This is a genomic window from Streptomyces sp. NPDC093225 (assembly GCF_044753805.1).
GTDB lineage: Bacteria > Actinomycetota > Actinomycetes > Streptomycetales > Streptomycetaceae > Streptomyces.
Genome location: NZ_JBIVNX010000004.1, coordinates 165,875 through 186,954, shown reverse-complemented (window position 1 = coordinate 186,954; position 21,080 = coordinate 165,875). Strand labels below are relative to the sequence as shown.

Annotated in this window: 14 protein-coding genes; 5 read left to right on the top strand and 9 right to left on the bottom strand. The window is 74.0% G+C overall.

The genetic code is table 11. The features are described from left to right. Positions 1-111: 111 nt before the first annotated feature. Positions 112-1,008, bottom strand: coding sequence for a LysR family transcriptional regulator (locus ACIQCH_RS06495; protein WP_402578690.1), 897 nt, complete (start codon positions 1,006-1,008; stop codon positions 112-114). A 77-nt stretch (positions 1,009-1,085) separates the two neighbouring features. Here ACIQCH_RS06495 and ACIQCH_RS06490 point away from each other — a divergent pair, with 77 nt between their 5' ends. Both ACIQCH_RS06490 and ACIQCH_RS06485 read left to right on the top strand, forming a co-directional pair. Then, entirely contained in the window at positions 1,086-2,087 is a 1,002-nt protein-coding gene (locus ACIQCH_RS06490) for an EamA family transporter (RefSeq protein WP_402578559.1), read from the top strand. 59 nt (positions 2,088-2,146) lie between these two features. Next, positions 2,147-2,902, top strand: coding sequence for an NAD(P)-dependent oxidoreductase (locus ACIQCH_RS06485; protein WP_402578688.1), 756 nt, complete (start codon positions 2,147-2,149; stop codon positions 2,900-2,902). A 60-nt stretch (positions 2,903-2,962) separates the two neighbouring features. Here the strand turns inward: ACIQCH_RS06485 and ACIQCH_RS06480 are convergent, their stop codons facing one another. Further along, complete coding sequence (locus ACIQCH_RS06480; RefSeq protein WP_402578557.1) at positions 2,963-3,265, bottom strand: putative quinol monooxygenase; 303 nt, start codon at positions 3,263-3,265, stop codon at positions 2,963-2,965. 489 nt (positions 3,266-3,754) lie between these two features. Here ACIQCH_RS06480 and ACIQCH_RS06475 point away from each other — a divergent pair, with 489 nt between their 5' ends. Together ACIQCH_RS06475 and ACIQCH_RS06470 are read left to right on the top strand one after the other, a co-directional pair. After that, on the top strand, positions 3,755-5,173 hold the full coding sequence (locus ACIQCH_RS06475; RefSeq protein ID WP_402578555.1) for a nucleobase:cation symporter-2 family protein: 1,419 nt from the start codon (positions 3,755-3,757) through the stop codon (positions 5,171-5,173). A gap of 6 nt (positions 5,174-5,179) precedes the next feature. Continuing rightward, a complete protein-coding gene (locus tag ACIQCH_RS06470; RefSeq protein ID WP_402578553.1) occupies positions 5,180-5,935 on the top strand; it encodes a helix-turn-helix domain-containing protein in 756 nt (251 codons plus the stop codon). A gap of 4 nt (positions 5,936-5,939) precedes the next feature. Here the strand turns inward: ACIQCH_RS06470 and ACIQCH_RS06465 are convergent, their stop codons facing one another. From ACIQCH_RS06465 to ACIQCH_RS06435, 7 genes are all read right to left on the bottom strand, one after another. Beyond that, positions 5,940-10,601, bottom strand: a complete 4,662-nt coding sequence (locus tag ACIQCH_RS06465) for a caspase family protein (RefSeq protein ID WP_402578551.1) — start codon at positions 10,599-10,601, stop codon at positions 5,940-5,942. Continuing rightward, positions 10,601-11,512, bottom strand: a complete 912-nt coding sequence (locus ACIQCH_RS06460; RefSeq protein WP_402578549.1) for a hypothetical protein — start codon at positions 11,510-11,512, stop codon at positions 10,601-10,603. The genes ACIQCH_RS06465 and ACIQCH_RS06460 overlap by 1 nt, the downstream gene beginning before the upstream one ends. Before the next feature lie 132 nt (positions 11,513-11,644). Continuing rightward, positions 11,645-13,057, bottom strand: a complete 1,413-nt coding sequence (locus tag ACIQCH_RS06455; RefSeq protein ID WP_402578547.1) for a GH1 family beta-glucosidase — start codon at positions 13,055-13,057, stop codon at positions 11,645-11,647. An 83-nt stretch (positions 13,058-13,140) separates the two neighbouring features. After that, positions 13,141-14,043 (bottom strand): carbohydrate ABC transporter permease, encoded by a 903-nt coding sequence (locus tag ACIQCH_RS06450; RefSeq protein WP_402578545.1) that lies wholly within the window; start codon positions 14,041-14,043, stop codon positions 13,141-13,143. Further along, a complete protein-coding gene (locus ACIQCH_RS06445; protein WP_402578543.1) occupies positions 14,040-14,987 on the bottom strand; it encodes a carbohydrate ABC transporter permease in 948 nt (315 codons plus the stop codon). Before ACIQCH_RS06445 ends, ACIQCH_RS06450 begins: the two co-directional genes overlap by 4 nt. A gap of 172 nt (positions 14,988-15,159) precedes the next feature. Beyond that, positions 15,160-16,464 carry an ABC transporter substrate-binding protein gene (locus ACIQCH_RS06440; protein ID WP_402578541.1) on the bottom strand — a complete coding sequence of 435 codons (1,305 nt, stop codon included), beginning with the start codon at positions 16,462-16,464 and terminating at the stop codon, positions 15,160-15,162. A 268-nt stretch (positions 16,465-16,732) separates the two neighbouring features. Then, positions 16,733-17,785, bottom strand: a complete 1,053-nt coding sequence (locus tag ACIQCH_RS06435) for a LacI family DNA-binding transcriptional regulator (protein ID WP_402578539.1) — start codon at positions 17,783-17,785, stop codon at positions 16,733-16,735. Between the two features lie 214 nt (positions 17,786-17,999). Between ACIQCH_RS06435 and ACIQCH_RS06430 the strand changes: the two genes are divergently transcribed. After that, positions 18,000-21,056: a glycosyl hydrolase gene (locus tag ACIQCH_RS06430; protein WP_402578537.1), complete on the top strand. Its 3,057-nt coding sequence runs from the start codon at positions 18,000-18,002 to the stop codon at positions 21,054-21,056. Positions 21,057-21,080 lie beyond the last annotated feature (24 nt).

The window sequence follows — 21,080 nt, the reverse complement described above, 5'->3', positions numbered from 1 at the left end:
CGACCAACCGGACACCGAACTCCGCACCCACGCACTGCAGTTGCTCACCGGCCGGTAGCCCGCGCCGCGCTGGCCGGCGCAGCGGCTCGGGAAGCCGCACGGCCGGCCGGACTACTCCTGGGAACGTCCCCTGACGCCCAGGACGTCCAGCAGGGCGCGGGTGGCCGGGCTCGGGTTGAAGCGGCTCCAGGCCAGGTACTCGACGCGGCGGGGGCCGTCGACGACGGGGACCAGGGCCAGGGCCGGGTCGGCGGCGACGACGGGGCGGATGAAGGCGGACGGCATCAGCGCGACGCCGAGCCCGCGCGCGACGAGGCCGGGGACGAGTTCGGCGAAGCCTGCCTCGTAGGCGACGTCGCGGACCAGCCCGGCGGCGGCGAAGGCCTGGTCGGACTGGGCCCGTGCCGGGGTCCCGGCGGTGAAGTCCACGTACGTCTCGTCCGCGATCTCCCGCAGCGTGACGGGGGCGGCACCGGCGAGGCGGTGCCCGGCCGGGACGATCAGCACGTGCCGGTCGTGGTCGAGGGCCAGGGACTCGACGCCCGCCGGCCGTTCGCCCTCGGGCAGGCCGAGGAAGGCGATGTCGAGGTCGCCCGTCCGGACGGCGGCGGCCAACTCGTCGCTGCCGCCGGCCCGCAGGCGCACGTGCACGTCCGGGTAGCTGGCCCGGTAGCGCTGGAGCAGGTCGGGGATGTCGACGGCGGCCGTGGTCACGATCACGCCGACGGCGAGCCGGCCCCGCACCACGCCGGCCGCCGCGGCCGCGTCGGCGACCGCGCGGTCGGCGGCGGCCAGGCAGTCGCGGGCGGCGGCGAGGAACGCCGTCCCGGCGCTGGTGAGTTCGACGCGGCGGCTGGACCGCGCGAAGAGTCTGACGCCCAGTTCCCGTTCCAGGCCGGCGATCCGGTGGCTGAGCGAGGACTGCACGACGTCGCAGCGCTCGGCGGCACGGGTGAAGTTGCGGGTCTCGGCGAGGGCGACGACGTACCGCATCTGCTGCAGGTCCACGCCGTCATGCTCCAGGTTCATCACTGGCATGACAACCATGAATTGGCGCCATGGCCGTGCGGGCCGAGACTTCCCACATGCCCGCCTCCACCGCCGGACGCCCACCCGCCGACCGCCCACCCGCCGACCGCCCGCCCACCGACGCCCCCGCCCCCGAGGCCGGCGCCGCCCGCCCGACCGCCGGACGTCCGGCCGCCCCCCGTACGCCCTACGCGGTCCTCGCCCTCACGGCGCTCGCCCCCGCCGCCTGGGGCACGACGTACGCCGTGACGACCGAACTGCTGCCGCCCGGGCACCCGTTGTTCGCCGGACTGATGCGGGCCCTGCCCGCCGGACTGGTCGGGCTCGCCCTCGCCCGCACGCTCCCGCGCGGAGAGTGGTGGTGGAAGGCCGCCGTGCTCGGGGTGCTGAACATAGGCGCCCTGTTCCCCCTGCTGTTCCTGGCGGCCCAGCGGCTGCCCGGCGGGGTCGCCGCCACGCTCGGCGCCACCCAGCCGCTGATCGTGGCCGGCCTGGCCGTCGCGGTGCTGCACGAACGGCCCACGCCCTGGCGGCTGGCGTGGGGGGTGTCGGGCGTCGCCGGCGTCGGGCTCATGGTGCTCGGCCCGACGGCCCGGCTGGACCTCGTCGGGGTCCTCGCCGGCGTCGCCGGTACGGCGGGCATGGCCGCCGGAGTCGTCCTCGCCAAGCGCTGGGGCCGGCCCCCGGGAGCCGGCCCCCTGACCCTGGCGGCCTGGCAGTTGACGGCCGGCGGCCTCCTGCTCCTGCCGCTCACGCTCGCGTTCGAGGGCGTACCCGCGCACATCGACGCCGGCGCCACGGCGGGCTACCTGTGGTTGGGCAGCATGGGCGGCCTGATCGCCTACGTCCTCTGGTTCCGCGGCATCGGTCGCCTGCCGGTGGGCGCATCGGCCCCCCTGGTGCTCCTCTCGCCGCTGGTGGCGACCCTGCTCGGGCTGGCGCTGGGCGAGTCGCTCAGCCCGCCCCAGGCACTCGGCCTCACCCTCTCCCTCACCGCCCTCCTGGCCGCCCAGCTCACCCCGGGCCGCCCGACCCCCGAAGGACACCGCACCCGATGAACACCCGCGCGACGCACCCCGACCCCGACCCCGCCACCGCCCGCCGGACCGCCGCGGGCCTGACCGTCGCCGTCCTCGGCGCCACCGGCATGGTGGGCAGCCGCGTCCTGGCCGAGGCCACCGCCCGCGGCCACGACGTCCTGGCCCTCTCCCGGAACCCCGTGCCCCCACCCGCCCCGTCACCCGCCGCGACGGGGGACCGCGGGAACGAGCCGGGGAAGCAGGAGAACCGGGCCGGCGGCCGGGCCGGGACCCTGCCGGGGAGCGTCCTGCCGATCGCGGCCGACGCGGGCTCCCCGCAGTCCCTGCGCGCGGCGCTCGCCGCCTCCGCCGCCCACCGGGCCGCGGACGTCGTCGTCCTCGCGCTCCGCACCTTCCCGGCCGACCCGGAGTTCCTGTCCGCCACCACCCGTACCGTGCTGGACGCCGCCGCCGAGCTCGGCATCCGCGTGCTGGTGGTGGGCGGGGCCGGCGCGCTGCGCAGCCCGGCGGACCCAGGCCTGCTCGTCGCCGACGACCCGGCGTACGTACCGGACGCGTGGCGGCCCGTGGCCGCCGCCGGGATCGCGCAGCTCTCGGCCTGCCGGACGCACGCCCACGCCGACTGGGTGTACCTGAGTCCGCCGGCCCTGCTGGAGCCGGGCGTGCGCACCGGCCGCTACCGGCGCGGCACCGACACCCTCCTCACCGGTACCGACGGCGACTCGCGGATCAGCGCCGAGGACCTGGCGGTCGCCGTGCTCGACGAGCTCGAAACCCCCGCTCGCGAAAGCCACTTCACCGTCGCCCACCTCGACGCGCACCCGCGGGCCTGACGGGACGGACACCCCCGCGTAAGGGGCTGGCCCGGTCCGCCGGCAACCCCCTCGGGACCGTCAGGCCAGCGGCTCGGCCGCCAGCCGCAGCACCTGCGCGGGCCCCGCCCGGAAGGCGGGGCTCGCCGCGTCGGCCTCGACCATGTGCGGCGTGGCGTCGTGCGCGTCCAGCGCCTCCTGCGAGGCCCACCGCTCGATGAGGACGAACCCGTCCGGGTCCCCGCCCACCCGGTGCATGTCGTACTGCAGGCACCCCTCCTCCGCCCGGACGACCGGCGCCAACCGCTCGAACGCCGCCACCTGCTCCGCCCCGCGTCCCGGCAGGGTCCGTATCACGATCACCAACTGCACCGTCTCGGCCATGCGGCGCACCCTAGCCACCGGCGCATCCGCCGCGGCGGGACCGCCCGCGATGCGGACATGTCCGCGTCGACGGCGGCGGCGGGCCCGAGGGGTCGGGGCGGAGGGCGGTGGAGACCTCTCGTCGACACCGCCAAAGGATCCATCCCCATCCCGCTGTAGTTTCCGTCGATTCCCAAGTTACCGCCGGGTTTTGGGTCGGAAACCCTGCCACCGAGCCTTGCGCGCCGCCACGCCCATCGGCAAGGATCAGCCCCCGTCGGGTCGTGGAACGGCCCGTTCCGCCTCGGCTCCCGGCCGCGCACCGGCAATCCCGTGCGCCCGGCCACCCCTTCGCCCGCCCCATCCGCGCGGCCGGCCGCACACCGCCCGAGGCCCTTCCCCCCCGCGACTCGCCGCGACGCCCCCACCGTACGCACGCCCCTCGTCCCCGTGGCGCCGTACGACACCGTCGCGCCCCCTCTCATTCACCTACCCTCAGGCAAGGCAGAGATGGCACCACTGGCCGCGCGCCGCAGAACCCGCACCACCGCCCCCGTCCACCCCGTGGACGAGGTGCTCCCCCTCCCCCGACTCACGCTGTACGGCTTCCAGCACGTCCTGGCCTTCTACGCGGGGGCGGTCCTCGTCCCCGTCCTCCTCGGCAACAGCCTCGGCCTGTCCCGCCAGGAGCTCGTGTACCTGATCAACGCGGACCTGGTCACCGCCGGCATCGCCACCGTCATCCAGGCCTGGGGCTTCTGGCGGATCGGCGCCCGCCTCCCGCTCGTCCAGGGCGCGACGTTCACCGCCGTCTCCCCGATGATCGCCATCGGGCAGGGCGCGGGCGGCGGCACCGCGGGCCTCCTCGTCGTGTACGGCGCCGTGATCACCGCGGGCGTGGCGACCTTCCTGCTGGCCCCGTTCGCCGGCCGGCTCGCCCCGTACTTCCCGCCGATCGTCACGGGCACCCTGCTGACCGTCATCGGCGTCACGCTCATCCCCGTCGCCCTGCAGGACGTCGGGGGCGGCGCGTCCCTGATGGGCGGGCCCTCGTACGGCGCCCCGAGCCACCTCGCGTACGCCGGCGGCACCCTGCTCTTCATCCTGCTCGTCACCCGCTTCGGCGGACCGTTCCTCGGCAGCGTCGCCGTCCTGCTCGGGCTGGTCGGCGGCACGGCCGTGGCCTGGCTGCTCGGCGACGCGGACCTCGGCGCGGTGGACCAGGCCGGCTGGCTGGGCGTCAGCACCCCGTTCCACTACGGGCTGCCGCACTTCTCGCTCTTCCCCGTGCTGGCCATGGTCGTGGTCATGCTGATCACGATGGTGGAGACCACCGGTGACGTGTACGCGATGGGCGAGATCACCGGTCGGGACGTCGACGGCGAGACCGTCGGCCGCGCGCTGCGCGCGGACGGGGTGGCCACCGTCCTCGGCGGCGTCTTCAACTCCTTCCCGTACGTGGCCTTCGCCGAGAACATCGGCCTCGTCCGGATCTCCCGCGTGACCAGCCGCTTCGTCGTGGTCGCCGCCGGGGTCTTCATGATCGCCCTGGGCCTGGTGCCCAAGGCCGGCGCGATCGTGGCCTCCGTCCCGCACCCGGTCCTGGGCGGCGCGGCCGTGGCGATGTTCGGCATGGTCGCCACCGTCGGCATCCAGATCCTGGGCAAGGCCGACCTCAAGCAGGAGCGCAACGCCCTGATCCTCGGGCTCAGCCTGGGCGCCGCGATGCTCCCCACCGTCGTCGGCCCCTTCTTCGACCACCTGCCCACGGAGGTCCGCGCGGTGCTCGGCAGCGGCATCACCCTGGGCAGCCTGACCGCGGTCCTCCTGAACCTCTTCTTCCACACCCGGGCCGACCGCCGCTCGCGCGAGGAGATCGACTGGGACGCCGCGCTGGCCCCCGACCCGGACCCCACCCCGAGCTGGTGACGCGCCGTGCCCACCCAGCCGCCGACACCCCCGCACCAGCCGCACCAGCCGCCGTACCCGCCGGCGCCCGCCCCCTCCCGCCCGCCGTTCTCCGCCGAGCAGGCCCGGGCCGCCCGCGCCCGGGTCGGCCTGACCTTCCACCAGGTCACTTTCCACATGTCCCAGTTGGGCATCGCGCGCGAGCCCGACACCGTCCGGGACTGGGAGTCGGGTGCGGCCACGCCCACCGAACCGGAGCTCTTCGCCCTCGCCGACGCCCTCTGGTGCCCGGTCGCGGTCCTGATGGCCCGCAACCCCCGCACCCTGCGCGAGTACCGGCTGGCCCGCCAGTTCACCGCCCCCCGCCTCGCCCGCCGCATCGGCATGGACGCCGACGCTTACGCCCGGGCGGAGGGCGACCAGCACTGGCCCGGATCCGACCGCCAGACGCTCCTGCTCGCCGACGCCCTCGGGCTGACCCCCGACGAGCTCCGCACCGTCCTCGACCGCACCGCCGACCTGACCGCCCTGCTGCGCCAGGCGGTCGAGGGCCGCTGGAAGCAGTACGCCCCCGCCCTCGCCCGCCTGTCCGGCACCGCCCCGGACCACACGGCCCGCGCCCTGCGCACCCTGCACCAGGAGTACGCCCGCTTCAACGAGCGCTACCTCGGCCACCTCGTGGCCCGCTCCGACGACGCCCGCCTGCGTGAGGTCGCCCGGGCCCGCGCCAGCTGGCTGCGGGCCCTCCCCGACCGCTTCCACCACCTGGCGACGGGCGGCTGACCCCTCACTCCACCCCGAGCCGCTCCCGCCACCTCGCCGACAGCCGCGGCCGGACGAACACCACCCCCTGCTGCGTCCCCACGGCCAGGTCCAGGCCCGCGCTGCCCGGCAGCGGGACGAGCGCCGTGACGAGCGCCGGCACCGGGGCGGCCCACACCTGCTCGCCGCTCGGCAGATGGCACAGCACCACCCCGGTTCCGTCGCTCACGGCCACGAGTGCTTCGCCGCTGGGTGCGTGCCCCGTCCACAGGATCCGGTGGGCCAGGACGGGCAGCCGGCCCGTCACCCCGGGATCCGCAGCGTGCCAGACGGCCACCGGGACGGGGGCCTCGCTCGGCACCGCGTCCACGGTGTCCGGCAGCGGGCCGACGAGACAGAGGAGCACGGCAGCGCCGTCGCCGAGGTCGGCCCAACGGAGGAAGCCAGGGCCCGGGTCCTTCTCCCGGTTCGCGTCCGGCGCCGGCGGGCTCACCGGGTACCGGGCACGGGTCACCAGGTCGATGACGGACGTCGCGGTGTCCAGGCCCCGCTGGGCGATCCAGCGCGTCCCGCTCCGCCCGTGGTGCGGCACCAACAGGTCCACGTCGGGGGCCAGTTCGTACGCGTCACGGGCGTACGGCAGTCCGGTGGCCGCGTCCCAGAGGTGTCCGGGGGTGACCTGCCCGCTCCCGGAGCTCGGGCGCCCCAGCCGGTTGCGCCGGTATCCGCCGACGCTCGTCTCGCCGCCCCGGGCGGTCCTGGTGGCGGTCATGAGCACCGCGTCACCCGCCGTCGCCGTGAAGCCCGTGGCGCGGACGACGTCCGCGTCCACGGCCACGGTCCACGGCAGGTCCACGACGTTCCGCGCCCCGTCGGAGCCCGCCACGAGCGTGGCACGGCCGCACAGTGCGTCGAACTCGAGCACACGGGTGGCGGGGTGGCCGTCCGTGGCCGGCAGGAACCACGAGTGAAGGGCGGACTGGTTCCCGCTGGGCCAGCTCCAGGCCGGCAGGTCCGCCGCCGCCCGCAACCGGCGCCAGGTACTGGACATGATGCTCTCGAACACGGGCCCGTCAGGGTCCGGCGGCCCGTCTCCGGACCCGACGAAGCTCCGCGAGGCCACGCGCCGGTCCAAGAGGTTGAGCGTTCCGTCGGAGTCCTCGTGGCTGCGCACGGTGTCGGTGCCGTGGAGAGCGGACTCGGTGGTCGGGCCGAGTGCCACCCTGCCCGTACCTTCCTCCCCGGGGACGTACGTCGCGCGCCACACGGTCCGGAATCCCCGTGCCACGACGGACAGGGGCTCCCCCCTCAGGGCGGCCAGCGAATGCACCTCGGGCTGCGCGGGCAGCCGTTCCTCGCCGGCCGCCGGGCCGTGCGGCCGACCTTCGGCGTGCGCCCCCCACCGCCACAGCCGCGCGGTCCCGTCGTTGCCGACCGCGAGCACGTCCGGGCCCGCGGCCCCGGGGCCGTCGAGCACCCGCACGGCGCTCACCGCCCCTTCGTGCCCGTACAGCGCGCCGGCCGGCGCTCCTGTGGCGCACGCGGTCAGGACCACGTCTCCGCTCGTGTGGGCGCCGACGACGAACAGCTCGCCGTCCGCCAGCACGGCGTCCGCCATGGCCGGACGCAGATGGACGTGCGCCGCGCCCCTCATCAGCCCGCCGAGGCGGACGCCGAGGAAGTACTCCATATTGCTCACGACGTACACGGGGTCCGCGCCGCCGCCGTACGCGAAACCACCCACAGACTCCCAGGGCAGGGACACCTCCCGAGGCGTGCTCCTCCTCCTCCCTGTGGCCGGCTCGAACACGGTGTAGTGCCCCGGCCACTCCACAAAGGCGAGGACCGTGCCGCGCGGCCCGCGGACGCCGTCCAGCAGCACCCCGCCGGCCAGGCCGGCCAGCACCCGGCGCGGTGCACCGCTCCGCTCGAGGTCGTGCGCGGTGAGCACCCCACTGTTCCCGTCGAACACGAACATGACGGCCCGGCCCGCCTCGTCGCAGCCGAGGCGGGCGGTGCGGGCAGGGGCACCGGAGCGCCCGGTCCGCTCCGTTCGATGCTCGGCGAGGACGTCCAGGCCGGGGAGCGACAGTGCCACCACGCGGTCGCCATCACCGCAGATGACCACGGGTGTGCCGTCGGACAGGGACGCACTGCCGCCCAGATGCTGGAAGCCGGTGTCCGGAGCGGCTGCGCGTACCGACTGGTCCGCGACGCCCCAGACTCGCAGGGTGCCCTCCCGGTCGAGGGTCACGGCCTCGGCACGGTCCGCCAGCACGGCGATCCCCAGGACCCCGTCCGCATGGGGCAGGACCGTGGACTGGGCGGGGTCGTCGAGGAACCAGACGTTCACCCGGCCCTTCAGTGGCGGCTGCGCCACCACGGCCCGGCCCGCGGAAGGCAGCACCAGCGGCTCCAGCCGCCAGCCGCCGAACACCGACATCGTCGAGTAGACGTCGCCCTCGTGCCGGCCGACCACCCGGTGCGGAGTGATCCGCCGCGGCTGGGCCGCGATCCGCCGCACCGTGCCGGAGAGCTCCTCCGCGGCGCGCGCCAGCCCGTGCACCCCGTAGGTCTCCGCGACGAACGCCAGCAGTGCCGCCCGGTCGGGATCCGGGTCCGCTCCCGCGAGCAGCGACCCGTACCGCTCCACCGCGAGCGCCGGCACGGGCCGGCGCACCACCTGCCGCACCGCGGGCAGCAGCGTCGCCGGGTCCGCGGCGAGGACGAACGCCGCGTCCTCGATGAGGTCGTCCAGTGCCCCCGAGCCCGCTGCGTGGGTGGCGAGGTGCGAGCGGACGTACGCGGGGGCGGCGGACCAGTCGCCGTCCGGGACCAGCTCGCGCAGCACGTCCACGAAGCACTGCTGGACGTCCGCCGCGTCCCGGTGCCGCAGCACCCGCGCCCGCATGTGGTCCGTGAGCTCCTGGTGGTAGAGCCGGAAGGAACGCGTACGGTCCACCGACGCGTGCGCGACGTACGAGCCGTCCTCCTCCAGCAGCAGGTCGACGTCCGTCTCCGTCAGGGGGAGCCCCGACAGCCGTCCGGCGACCCGCACCCACAACCGGCGCGGCAGGCCGCTGCCCTCGGCGAACGCCAACGCGGTGAGCAGGGCCGTCGTCGCGGTCCGCCGCCCGGCCGGACGGCGCCGCAGGTACGCCTCGAAGGCGCCGCCGACGTCCGACGGCAGCTGCTCCGCCCAGCCCGGCACCGAGGTGTCGGCCGGCCGGCCGCGCAGCAGGGCGCTCGCCGTCATCCGGGCGACCAGGAAGCACCGCCCGGCGCGGCGGGCGACCTCCGCCGCGACGCGTCGGGCCAGGTCGGGCAGGTCCGCGTACGGGGCGCCCGTCTCGGAGATCACCTTCTCGACGTACTCGGCGGTGTCGGTGTCGTCGGCGTACGTCCCCTCGTCGAGGTCGATGAGGGGGACGCGGTCCCCGAGGTGCGGGAGCAGCTCCCGGCGCGAGCCGACCAGCAGCCGTACGCACGGTACGCCCGCCAGCGGCCGCAGCAGGTCCCAGGCGATGCGGCGGGCCTCGGCCCGGTCGCCGCCGGGACCGGCCTCGTCCAGCGAGTCGACGACGATCCGCAGCGGCCGGCGCCTTCCTGCCAGGGCCTCGAACAGGGCGCTCGGCGTGGCGGCGTGCACGTCGGCCGCGGCCGCGAGTCTGCCGACGAGGGCGTCCAGGGTCTGGTGGTGGGCGTTGACGGACGCGTCGGCGTGGCCCTCGAGGACGAGCCGGCCGAGTACGGCCGACTTCCCGGAGCCCGGATCGGCCGTCACCACCAGGGCGCCCGCGGCTCCCTCGCCGGCCAGGTGCGCGCGGGCCTCGCGCAGGACGCGTTCGCGGCCGGTGAAGTACGAGCCGGGGTCGTGGACCTGTTCCACCCCGCGCCCGCGCGGCTCGAAGTGCGCGGCGAGGTCGCCGGCGTCGGCGCCGCGGGCGCCGTCCCCCGCCCGCTCCGCCCGGGGGTCGTGCAGGGGGTTGGTGAAGAAGGGCGGGGCCTCGGACTGGTCGACCGCGTAGCAGGTGGCCCGCTGCCGGCGGCCGGCGGCGGTGAAGGCGCGGTTGACCCGGTCGGCGAGCGTGCCGGGGGCCAGGTACCGCTGCGACGCGCCGTCGCCCGCGGCGACCGCGTCGGCCAGCCGGGACACGAACGCCCCGTCGTCGGCGAGGTCGCGGTGCCGGGCGGAGGCCAGCAGCCAGGTCCCGGACCCCGTGGCGTCGGTCCGGGCGCGGCCCGCGGCGACGGCGTCGCTCACCGTGCCGATGCCGGTCCCGGCGACCGCCGCGTAGCAGGCGTCGACGACGAACAGGACGTGCCGGACCGGCGACGTGGCCAGTACCTCGGCCAGGTCGGCCGGCGAGAGCCACGAGTGCGGCCGGCCGTACCCGGTGTCCGCGCACGCGAGCCGGTATCCGCCGGCCGGCGGGCGCTCGCCGTGGCCCGCGTAGTACACGACCACGACGTCCTCGGCCGAGAGCGCGGCGGACGCGCACCAGTCGGCCAACGCGTCCTCGAGGTCCCCCGCGCCCGGGTCGTCCGAGACCTCGGCCAGCACCCGCTCGTACCCCATCGACCCGAAGAGCGAGACCAGCGCCGCGACGTCGCCGGGGACCGCCGGCAGCTCGGGGAGCGCGGCGTCGCGGTAGTGCCGGGTCCCCGCCGCCACGAGGTAGCGCATCAGCGCGCCCCGGGCCCCGGCTCCGTCCCCAGCCCCGCGGCGATGGCGCGGCCCGTCTCGACGGCGGTCAGGTAGCGGGTGGCGTCGTGCATGTGGCTGCCGTTGTGGACCAGGAGGTCGGTGACGCGGTTCCCGAAGGCGGGGCGCAGTTCGCGCACCGCGGCGACGACGTCGGTGGAGTCGGCGACGTTGGTCCAGGCCCGCAGCGGCTTCGGCCAGCGCGCCCTCCGGTCCCGGGGCGGCGGGTCGAGCCGGTCCAGGACGAGGGACCGCATGCCGAGCGGGGACCCGAGCGTGACGAGCATGCGCACGTCCCAACTCCCGTTGTACGCCTCGTCGCAGAGGGTCTCGTACGCGATCACCGACCCGAGCGAGTGCCCCACCACCACCCGGGTCCCGGACGTGATCCGCGCGGCCACCCGGGCCCGGGCCGCGGCGCGCACGTCGTCGTCCGACAGGTAGGCGGTGAGCTGCTTGAGGCTGCCGACGAGCATGCCGTCGAGCACCCCGCGCAGGAACGCCGCGCCCGTCAGGGCGTCGAGGGCCGCCCGGACGGCGTTCAGCCGCAGGGCCTGGGAAGGCGCCCAGAAAGCCGCGCCCCGCGTGCCGTCGGCCGCCGGATCGGGGACGGCCGGGTCGGTCCGGGCCGCCGCCTCCCACCAGGCCATCAGGAGCCGGAACTCCTCCTCGGTCTCGACGTCCTCCGGCCCGTGCGGCGGTTCCTGCCCGGCGCGGGTGCCGCGGGGCCGGAACAGGTCGCCGTAGAAGGCCGTGCCGACGTCGTCCGGTTCGGGCACCGGCCCGCCCGCCAGCCGTATGCCGCTCAGCAGCTCCGGCACGGTGTCCCGCGCCAGGGAGTCCTCGCCGAGGTACTGCTTGCCCACGCCGTGCACGAAGACGACCGCACTCAATTGCCCTCCCGCGTAAGGCGACCAGCCTACGCGCGCACCTCGTCGCGGCGCCGGAGAACGCCGGTCGACGGTCGACGACGGCTGCGGCTGCGGCTGCGGTGCGGCACGGGAGGCCCGGCTGCGCGGGGAAGGTCAGGCGGGCACGCCGCCCCGGGCGATGACGTCCGCGTACCAGTGGGCGCTGGACTTGAGGGTGCGGCGCTGCGACGCGAAGTCGACGTGGACGATGCCGAAGCGCTTGCCGTACCCGTAGGCCCACTCGAAGTTGTCGAGCAGCGACCACAGGAAGTAGCCGCGGACGTCCGCGCCGTCCTCGATCGCCCGGTGCACGGCCGTCAGGTGGGCGTGCAGGTAGGCCACCCGCTCGGGGTCCTTCACCGCGCCGGACGGGTCGGCGTAGTCGTCGTACGCGGCGCCGTTCTCGGTGACGACCAGCGGCAGCCCGGGCAGCTCGTCCTTCAGCCGGACCAGGAGTTCGTACAGCCCGTCGGCGTCGACGGGCCAGTCCATGGCCGTGCGGGGCCCCGGGACGGGAACGAAGCGCACGTGCCGCTCGGCGCCCGCCCACGGCGAGGGCGACGGCGAGGGCGAGGGCGAACTGCCGGCCGCGACCTCGGTGGGGGCGTAGTAGTTGATGCCGAGCGAGTCGATCGGCGCGGCGGCCGTCCGCAGGTCCCCGTCCCGGACGAAGGACCAGTCGGTGACGGCCGCGGTGTCGGCGACGAGGTCCTGCGGCAGCCGTCCGTGGAAGACCGGGTCGAGGAAGATCCGGTTGCCGACGGCGTCGATCCGGCGGGCCGCGTCACGGTCCTCGGGCGTGCCGGTGTGGGCGCGGACGGCGTGGAGGTTGAGGGTGAGGGAGACCTCGGCCGGCTCGGGGAGCGCGGCGCGCAGCGCCTGCACGGCCAGGCCGTGGGCCAGGTTGAAGTGGTGGGCGGCCCGCAGCGAGTCGACCGCACTGGTACGGCCGGGGGCGTGCACCCCGTTGCCGTAGCCGAGGAAGGCGGCGCACCAGGGCTCGTTGAGGGTGGTCCACGTCGCGACGCGGTCGCCGAGCGCCTCGGCCGCGAGGCCGGCGTACTCGGCGAAGCGGTACGCGGTCTCCCGCCGCGGCCAGCCGCCCGCGTCCTCCAGCTCCTGGGGCAGGTCCCAGTGGTACAGGGTCGCCACCGGCCGGATGCCCGCCTCGCGCAGCTCGTCCGTGAGCCGGCGGTAGAAGTCCAGGCCCCGCTGAACGGCGGGTCCCCGGCCGGTCGGCTGGACGCGCGGCCACGCCAGGGAGAAGCGGTAGTCGGTCACGCCGAGCCGCCGCATCAGCGCGACGTCCTCGCCCACCCGGTGGTAGTGGTCCGCGGCGACGTCACCGGTGTCGCCGTTGCGGACCTTCCCGGGGGTGCGGCTGAAGGTGTCCCAGATGGAGGGGGTGCGGCCGTCCTCGGCGGCGGCGCCCTCGATCTGGTAGGCGGCGGTGGCGGTGCCCCAGCGGAAGCTCTCGGGGAACCGGAGCGTCGTGGTGCTGCTCGGGCGGGTGTCCAGGGCGGTCATGGGTGCGGATCTCCCGAAGGTGAGACGACTGTGGTGTGGACGGGTGGGCGGGGCGGCGCGGAGACGGGTCCCGCCCCGCGTGGTCAGCCCTTGACCGCGCCCTGCATGATGCCGCCGACGATCTGCCGGCCCAGCAGCCCGAAGACCAGCAGCACGGGCAGCGTGCCGAGCAGGGTGCCCGCCATGATCACGGACTGGTCGTTGACGTAGCCGCCGCCGAGCTGGCGCAGGGCGACCTGGACGGTCGGCTCGGAGGAGGACAGGGCGACGATGGGCCAGAAGAAGTCGTTCCAGGCGGCCATGAAGGTCAGCAGGCCGAGGACGGCCATGCCGGGCCGGGCGATGGGCACGACGATGGACCAGAAGATCCGTGCCGTGGACGCGCCGTCGACCCGGGCGGCCTCGATCAGTTCGTCGGGCAGCGACTGCACGAGGTGCTGGCGCATGAAGAACACGCCGAAGGCGGAGACCAGGCCGGGCAGGATGACGGCCTGGAGCTGGTTCACCCACTGCAGCTCGGCGATCAGCATGAACAACGGGATGACGCCCAGTTGCGGCGGGATCATCATGGTGCCGACGGTGATCGCCAGCAGGGCGCCGCGGCCGCGGAAGCGGAGCTTGGCGAAGGCGAACCCGGCGAGCGTGCAGCACAGCACCGTGCCCAGGGTGACCGATCCCGACACGATGAGGGAGTTGAGGAGCGCCCTGCCGATGTCGGCCTCTTCCGTCACCGCCTCGAAGTTCCGCAGGAGGTTCGGCCCGGGCAGGAGCGACGGCGGGACCCGGGCCAGGTCGGCGTTGGAGCGGCTGGCCGCGACGATCGTCCAGTAGAAGGGGAACGCCGAGACGAGCACGGCGACGACCAGGAGCGCGTGGGCGACCTTCCCGCCCCGCATCGTGCGTCCCGCGCCGGACCGGCGCCGCTCCCGCGCGGCCGGCCGTTCGGGGGCCGGGGACGTGGCCGGTGGAGTGGCGAGCGCGGTCATCGGCCGGCCTCCTTGCGGGAACGGCGGCGCACGATCAGGGCGTTGGCCCCGACCACCACCAGGATCAGCAGGAACATCACCCAGGCGATGGCGGCGGCCCGGCCCAGGTGGAAGAAGCCCCAGCCCTGCTCGTACATGTAGAGGCCGAGGGTCTGGTACTGGTGCGAGATGCCGCCGGAGGCGGAGCCTTCGAAGAGGAGCGGCTCGCCGAACAGCTGGGTCGCGCCGATCGTGGAGACGACGGCCGTGAAGACGATCGTGGGCCGCAGTCCCGGCAGGGTGACGTGGAAGAACTGGCGCCACCGCGACGCCCCGTCCATCTCCGCGGCCTCGTACAGCTCGTGCGGGATGGACTGCATGCCCGCCAGGTAGATCAGCGCGTTGTACCCGGTCCAGCGCCAGACGACGATGCTGGAGACCGCGACCTGGGAGGCGAGGGTGCCGGTCTGCCAGTCGACGGGACCGATGCCGACGAGCCCGAGCACGTAGTTGATCAGCCCGAAGTCGTGGCCGAAGAGCTGGGCGAAGACGAGCGTGGCCGCGGCGACGGAGGTCGCGTACGGAAGCAGCATCGCGGTGCGGAAGAACGTCCGTCCGCGCAGCTTGTGGTTGAGCAGGTGCGCAAGGCCGAGCGCCAGCACCAGCTGGGGCACGGTGGAGAGCACTCCGATGGTGAAGGTGTTGCGCAGCGAGGTCCAGAAGAACTCGTCGCTCAGCAGCGCGGTGTAGTTGCCGAGGCCGCGCCACTCGAGGTCGCCGGGCGTCTGGAGTTCGACCCGGTACAGCGACACGAAGGCCGTGTAGATCAGGGGGAAGAGCCCGAAGGCGGCGAAGAGGGTGAAGAACGGGGCGATGTAGGCGTACGGGGAGAGCTGGGCCCACGCGCGCCGGACGTGGGAGCTCCGGCTCCCCGGTGTCGGTCGCGCGGATGCGGCGAGGGTCACGGTGCGGCCCTTCGGGAGGGGGCGGTGCCGGGCGGGGAAGGGACCCCCGGGCCGGTCCGGGCCGGTCCGGGGGGTCCGGGGCGGTCCGGGGGGGTCCGGGGGGGTCCGGGGGGGTCCGGGGGGGTCCGGGGCGGGGCGGGTGTGGCACGGACCGGCCCGGAGGCGGCCGGGGTCAGCCCATGGTGTTGGCGACGCCCTTCTTGGCGTTGTCCCACGCCTTGCCGGGGGCCGTGCCCTTGCGCTCGATCTCGCTCAGCGCGTTCGTGATCTGCTGGGCGACGTTCTGGTCGTGGATGCCCAGGACCTGCACCGGGGCGGCCTGCGCGGCCGCTCCGAAGATCTTGCCGATCGGAGCGCCGGAGAAGTAGGGGTCCGTGGCGTCGGCGATCTTCGTGATGGCACCGGTGGACGACGGGAAGTTGCCCTGCTTGGTGAAGACCTTGGCCTGCTGCTCGGGCGCGGTGAGCCACTTGATCAGCTCGTAGGCCTCCTTCTTGTGCTCGGCCGCCTTGGGCACGGCGAGGTAGGAGCCGCCCCAGTTGCCGGCGCCGCCGGGCAGCGCGGCCACGTCCCACTTGCCCTTGCCGGCCTCGCCCGCCTGGCCCTTGATGTAGCCGAGCATCCATGCGGGGCACGGCAGGGTGGCGAACGAACCCGCCGCGAAGGCCTGGTTCCACTGCGGCGACCACTGGTCGAGCTTGGCGCTCAGCCCGGCGTCGGTCGCCTTGACGGAGGTGTCCCAGGCGGTCTTCAGCGCCGGGTTGGTCTCCCAGATCAGCTCGCCCTGGGCGTTGTAGTAACGCTCCTTCTCCTGCCCGATCATGACCGAGTAGAGGCTGCCGACGCTGTCCAGCCAGGCGCTCTTCGTGCCGGCCTTCGCCTTGTACTGCCTGCCCAGCTCCAGGTAGCCGTCCCAGGTGGACCAGCGCTTGGCCAGTTCCGTGCGGTCGGTGGGCAGTCCGGCCTGCTTGAACAGGTCGGTGCGGTAGCACATGGCCTCCGGACCGACGTCGGTGCCGAGGCCGACGACCTCGCCGCCCCTGCCGGTGGCGGCGGCCCACTTGGCCGGGGCGAAGCCGGCCTCGAGCGACTGCGCCCCGTACTTCTTCAGGTCCTCGAACCTGTCGGTCTGCTGCTGGGCGACGGACGCGATCCGACCGGCCTCGATGCCCTGGACGTCGGCGAGGCCGCCGCCGCCGGCGAGCCGGGTCTGGAGCGACTTCCAGTAGTCGGCCTCGTCCTCGGTGTCGGTCTGCTTGATCGTGACGTTCGGGTGGAGCGTCTCGTACTCGGCGTAGAGCCCGGCCTCCTTGTAGCCGAAGGAGCCGAAGAGGTCGACGGTGATCGTGACCTTCCCGCCCGCCTTCCCGGTCGAGGAGCCGTCGGAGCCGGATCCGCAAGCGGCGAGCAGGGAACCGGCCAGCACTACGCCGCCGAGACGGAAGATCGTTCTCATGGCGGCTCTGGCAGTGGGCATGGGGGCCTCCTGGGCTTCGGTTGAGCACGAGGCGCTTGAGAGCGCTCTCAGACGTGCAGGGGGAGACTGCCCGGACGCATCGCGCGTCGTCAAGACCTGAAGCGATAACGGCTCGGCCCGCCCAACGCGCAAGGCGCGTCGGGGCGTTCGCCACCGCGCCCCGACCGGACGAAGGGCTCACGACGGCACACGGGCCACCCGCCCCCGCGTCAGCGCACGCGCAGGGGGCGGGGAAGGGCACGCCGGCGAACGGCCGCCCCTTCGGCCCTCAGGAGGACCGGCGCTCCACCAGGACGGTCGGCGTGATCACGGAATCGGCCCCCGCCTGCTCGGGGTGGTCGATGCGGCGCACCAGGAGCCTGACCATGAGGCGCCCCATGCCTTCGATGTCCTGCCGTACGGTGGTGAGGGCCGGCACCGCACCCCTGGCGACGTCCCCCATGTCGTCGAACCCGACGACGGCGACGTCCTCGGGGACGCGCAGGCCGCGGTCCCGGAGGGCACTCAGCGCACCCCGCGCCATCAGGTCGTTCGCGGCGAAGACCGCATCGAGTCCGGGGCACCGGTCGAGCAGTGCCGCCATGGCCCGAGCGCCGCTCCCCTCGGTGAAATCGCCCAGGTGCACGAGGTCCGGGTCGGCGTCGACGAGGACGTCGTGGTAGCCGGCGGCGCGGTCGGCCGCGGAGGTCTGGTCAGGAGGGCCCGCGATATGGGCGATTCTGCTGCGACCTGCGGAAACGAGGTGCGAAACGGCCGCTCGCGCCCCACCTCTGTTGTCGCAGTCCACGTAGGGGGCGCCCGGCGGGGCGGTCGCCGGCGGGCGGCCGCCGAGCACGTAGGGCACCCTGCTGCGGGCAATCAGGTGGGCCAGCTGGTCGTCGCCGTGCAGGGAGAAGGCGAGGGCCCCGTCCACGTGACCGCCCGACAGGTACCGGGCGATCCGCTCGTGGTCGGACTCGCCCTCCACCCAGAGCAGCACGAGTTGCAGATCGTGCGCCGACAGCTCCCTGCTGATCCCCCTCACCTGCCGCTCGAAGAACGGGTCGGAGAACACGCGGAACTCCGGCTCCGCGATGATCACGGCCACGGCGCCGGTCCGTTGGGTCACCAGGGAACGCGCCACCTGGTTGGGGACGTAACCGAGTTCGTCGACCGCCTGGCGCACCTTGTCGATCAGCGGCTGGCGCACTCCGGAGCCTCCGTTGACCACACGGGACACCGTCGCCCGTGAGACACCCGCACGTGCCGCCACCTCCTCGAGGGTGGGGCGGGGCGTCGTCGTGCGCTCGGGCAACGGGCTCTCCTGTCTACGCGCGGACATCCGGCAGGCCGCCGTGGAAAAGCATAGTCCCGCATCCCGGCAAGATGAGAGCGCTCCCAGCCGCGTCCGGGACACGCTGCGTCCGACGCCACCCACCCTTCACCCTCTGGAAGCAAGCCAGCAGGAATCGGCGTTCCTGGCTCAAAGCATTGACCGACCCAGGGCGCCGCCCTACGTTGTGCGGCGACGTGAGAGCGCTCTCAGAAGGGCTGTGATGAGATCCCGCAGAAACCTGTCGTTGCTGACGGCAGCGGCTCTTGCCGCCACCGCGCTGGGCACCGTCGGCGGCGGTGTCGCCTCGGCCGCCACCGTCGTGGTGGGCAAGGGCAGCTACAGCGACGTGCGTCCCGCCGGCCGTCAGGGACCGTCGAACAACGGCGGCCAGGCGGTCAGGCCCAAGGTCACCCCCGCCATGGCGGACACCCCCGTCCCGACGAACGACTGGTGGTCGTCGCTGGCCTTCCAGCGCTTCTCCGCCAACCCGTGGTCGGAGAACATGTACGGCCACCCCCTCACCTACAAGGCCGTCTCCGGCGGCCTCGAGGTCGGCTACCCGACCACCCACCAGATCGTGGGCGACGGCCGGCAGTACGAGTTCCCCCACAAGGCCGACCTGACCCTGGGGCTCGCCGGCCTCGCCTCCCCCGACGCGAAGGCGGACGGCTGGGGCGACTGGACCGTCAGCCCGTACTGGAACGACGGTGCGCGCAGTCTCCGGACGACCATCGGCCACGGCCTGCCGTACGTGTACGCGGAGGCCTCCGGAGGCGCGGCGCAGATCACCACCGCGGCTCCGCCGACCGTCTTCGCCGACCAGGGCAACGTCCTCGGTGTCACCGTCTCGGGGCACGACTACGCGCTGTTCGCCCCGAGCAGCAGCGACTGGACCGTGTCCGGCAACGAGATCCGCGCGGACCTGGGCGCCCGGCACTACTTCTCCCTGGCGGTCCTCCCGAGCAGGGAGGCGCTGGCCGCCTTCAAGAAGTACGCCTTCAGCTTCGTGACCGGATCGAAGGTGGACTGGAAGTACCGGCAGCAGGACGGCGAGGTCACGGCGACCTACTCGCTGACCACCGAGGCGAAGGAAGGCACCGAGACCGGCACCTTCCAGGCGCTCTACCGCCACCAGTGGCTGCACACCGGTGACCCGCTGACCGCCTACCGCTACGTCTCCCCGCGCGGCGAGATGAAGGTCCGCGAGGGCACGTCCTTCTCGACCACCCAGAAGGTGAACGGCGTGCTGCCCGGCCTGCCGAGCGCCGCGGGCGTCGACAAGACCAAGGTGAAGGCCTACATCGACGAGGTGCTGACCCAGGGCGACCCCTTCAACGGTGCGACCGACACCTACTGGACCGGCAAGGCCCTGGGCAGGCTCGCCCAGCTCGTCCCCCTCGCCGACCAGATCGGGGACACCGCCGACCGCGACAGGCTGCTGAGCCTGCTCAAGGGCCGGTTGGAGGAGTGGTTCACGGTCGGCGGCGCCTCCGAGTTCTCCTACGACAAGGACTGGCGCACCCTCATCGGGTACCCGGCCTCGTACGGGAGCGACCAGGAACTCAACGACCACCACTTCCACTACTCGTACTACGTGATGGCCGCGGCCGTCGTGGCACAGTACGACCCCCGGTGGGCAGCCGACTCCGAGTGGGGCGGCATGGTCAAGGAGCTCGTCAAGGACGCCGCCAACCCGGCGCGGAACGACGGCAAGTACCCCTTCCTACGCGGTTTCGACGTCTACGCCGGCCACAGCTGGGCCGCGGGCCACGCGGCGTTCGCGGCCGGCAACAACCAGGAGTCGTCCTCGGAGTCGATCAACCTCAGCGCCGGCCTGGTCATGTGGGGCGCGGCCACGGGTGACACGGCGCTGCGCGACCAGGGCGTCTACATGATGACGACCGAGTCGGAGTCGATCGCGCAGTACTGGTTCGACGCCGACCAGCAGGTCTATCCGCAGGACTTCACCCACGACGTCGTCGGCATGGTCTGGAGCAGCGGCGGCGCGTACGCGACCTGGTGGACCGCCAACCCCGAGGAGATCCACGGCATCAACTTCCTCCCGGTGACCGGCGGCTCCCTCCACCTGGCCCGCGAGAAGGCCATGCTGAGCCGCAGCGTGGCCGAGATGGAGCGGGAGAACGGCGGACCGGCCGTCGAGTGGAAGGACGTCTTCTGGCAGGTCCAGGCCCTCTACGACCCGCCCGGGGCCATGGCCTACTGGAACCAGTGGAACGGCGCCTACGTCCCCGAGGCCGGCGAGACCAAGGCCCACACCTACCACTGGATCGCCACGCTGAACGCCATCGGGTCACCGGACATGACCGTCACGGCCGACTCCCCCACCGCCGTCGCCTTCGCCAGGAACGGCACCAGGACCTACGCCGCACACAACTACACGGCCACCACGTGCTCGGTGCTCTTCTCGGACGGCGCCGTACTGAACGTACCGGCCCGGTCCACCGCGTCCGGCACGGGCGGCGACACCGTCAGCACCCCCTGCGGCACCCCCGCCGACGACGGCCCCGGCGCACCCGGCACCCCCGTCGCCACCCACGTCACGGACACCTCCGTCACCCTGACCTGGACGCCCGCGACCGACGACAAGGGCATCAAGAACTACGACGTCTACCGCGGCACCACCAGGATCGCCACGGTCACCGGCACCACGCACACCGACACCGCCCTGACCCCCGGCACCCGCTACACCTACAGCGTCCGGGCCCGCGACACGACCGACCACGTCGGCCCGGCCAGCGGCACCGCCACCGTCACCACGTCCGGCCCCCCGCCGGTCACGGGCGACACCTTCTACCTGCGCACCGGCGGCCAACTGACCACCACGGCGGCCGCGGTGGCCACCCCGAACACCATCCCGTCCGCGAGCGGCACCAACCACGACGGAACCCCGTACCACCCGCTCGTGTACGAGGCGAAGCACGTCAACGGCACCCTCAAGCCCGGCTCCGGCACCGCCTTCACCTTCAAGGTCGACGCCGGCACGAACGTCGGCTACGCCCAGCAGGCCAGGGTCTCCTACGACCTGACCGGCGACGGCACCTTCGACCGCGTCGAAACGTTCCGCTACTTCGCCACCGACCCCCTCCCCGGCTGGGAGGACTACTCCTCCACCCGCCAGGGCACCCACTCCACGTCAGGCACCCCGGGCAACCTCACCGACGGCACCATCCGCGTCGAGGTCTGGAGCGCCCTGGGCAACGGCCCGTCCACCCTCCAGGTAGGCACGGGCTCCACCCTGACCGTCCCCTACACCTGACGGCCGGCCCGGCCTGGCCCGTGG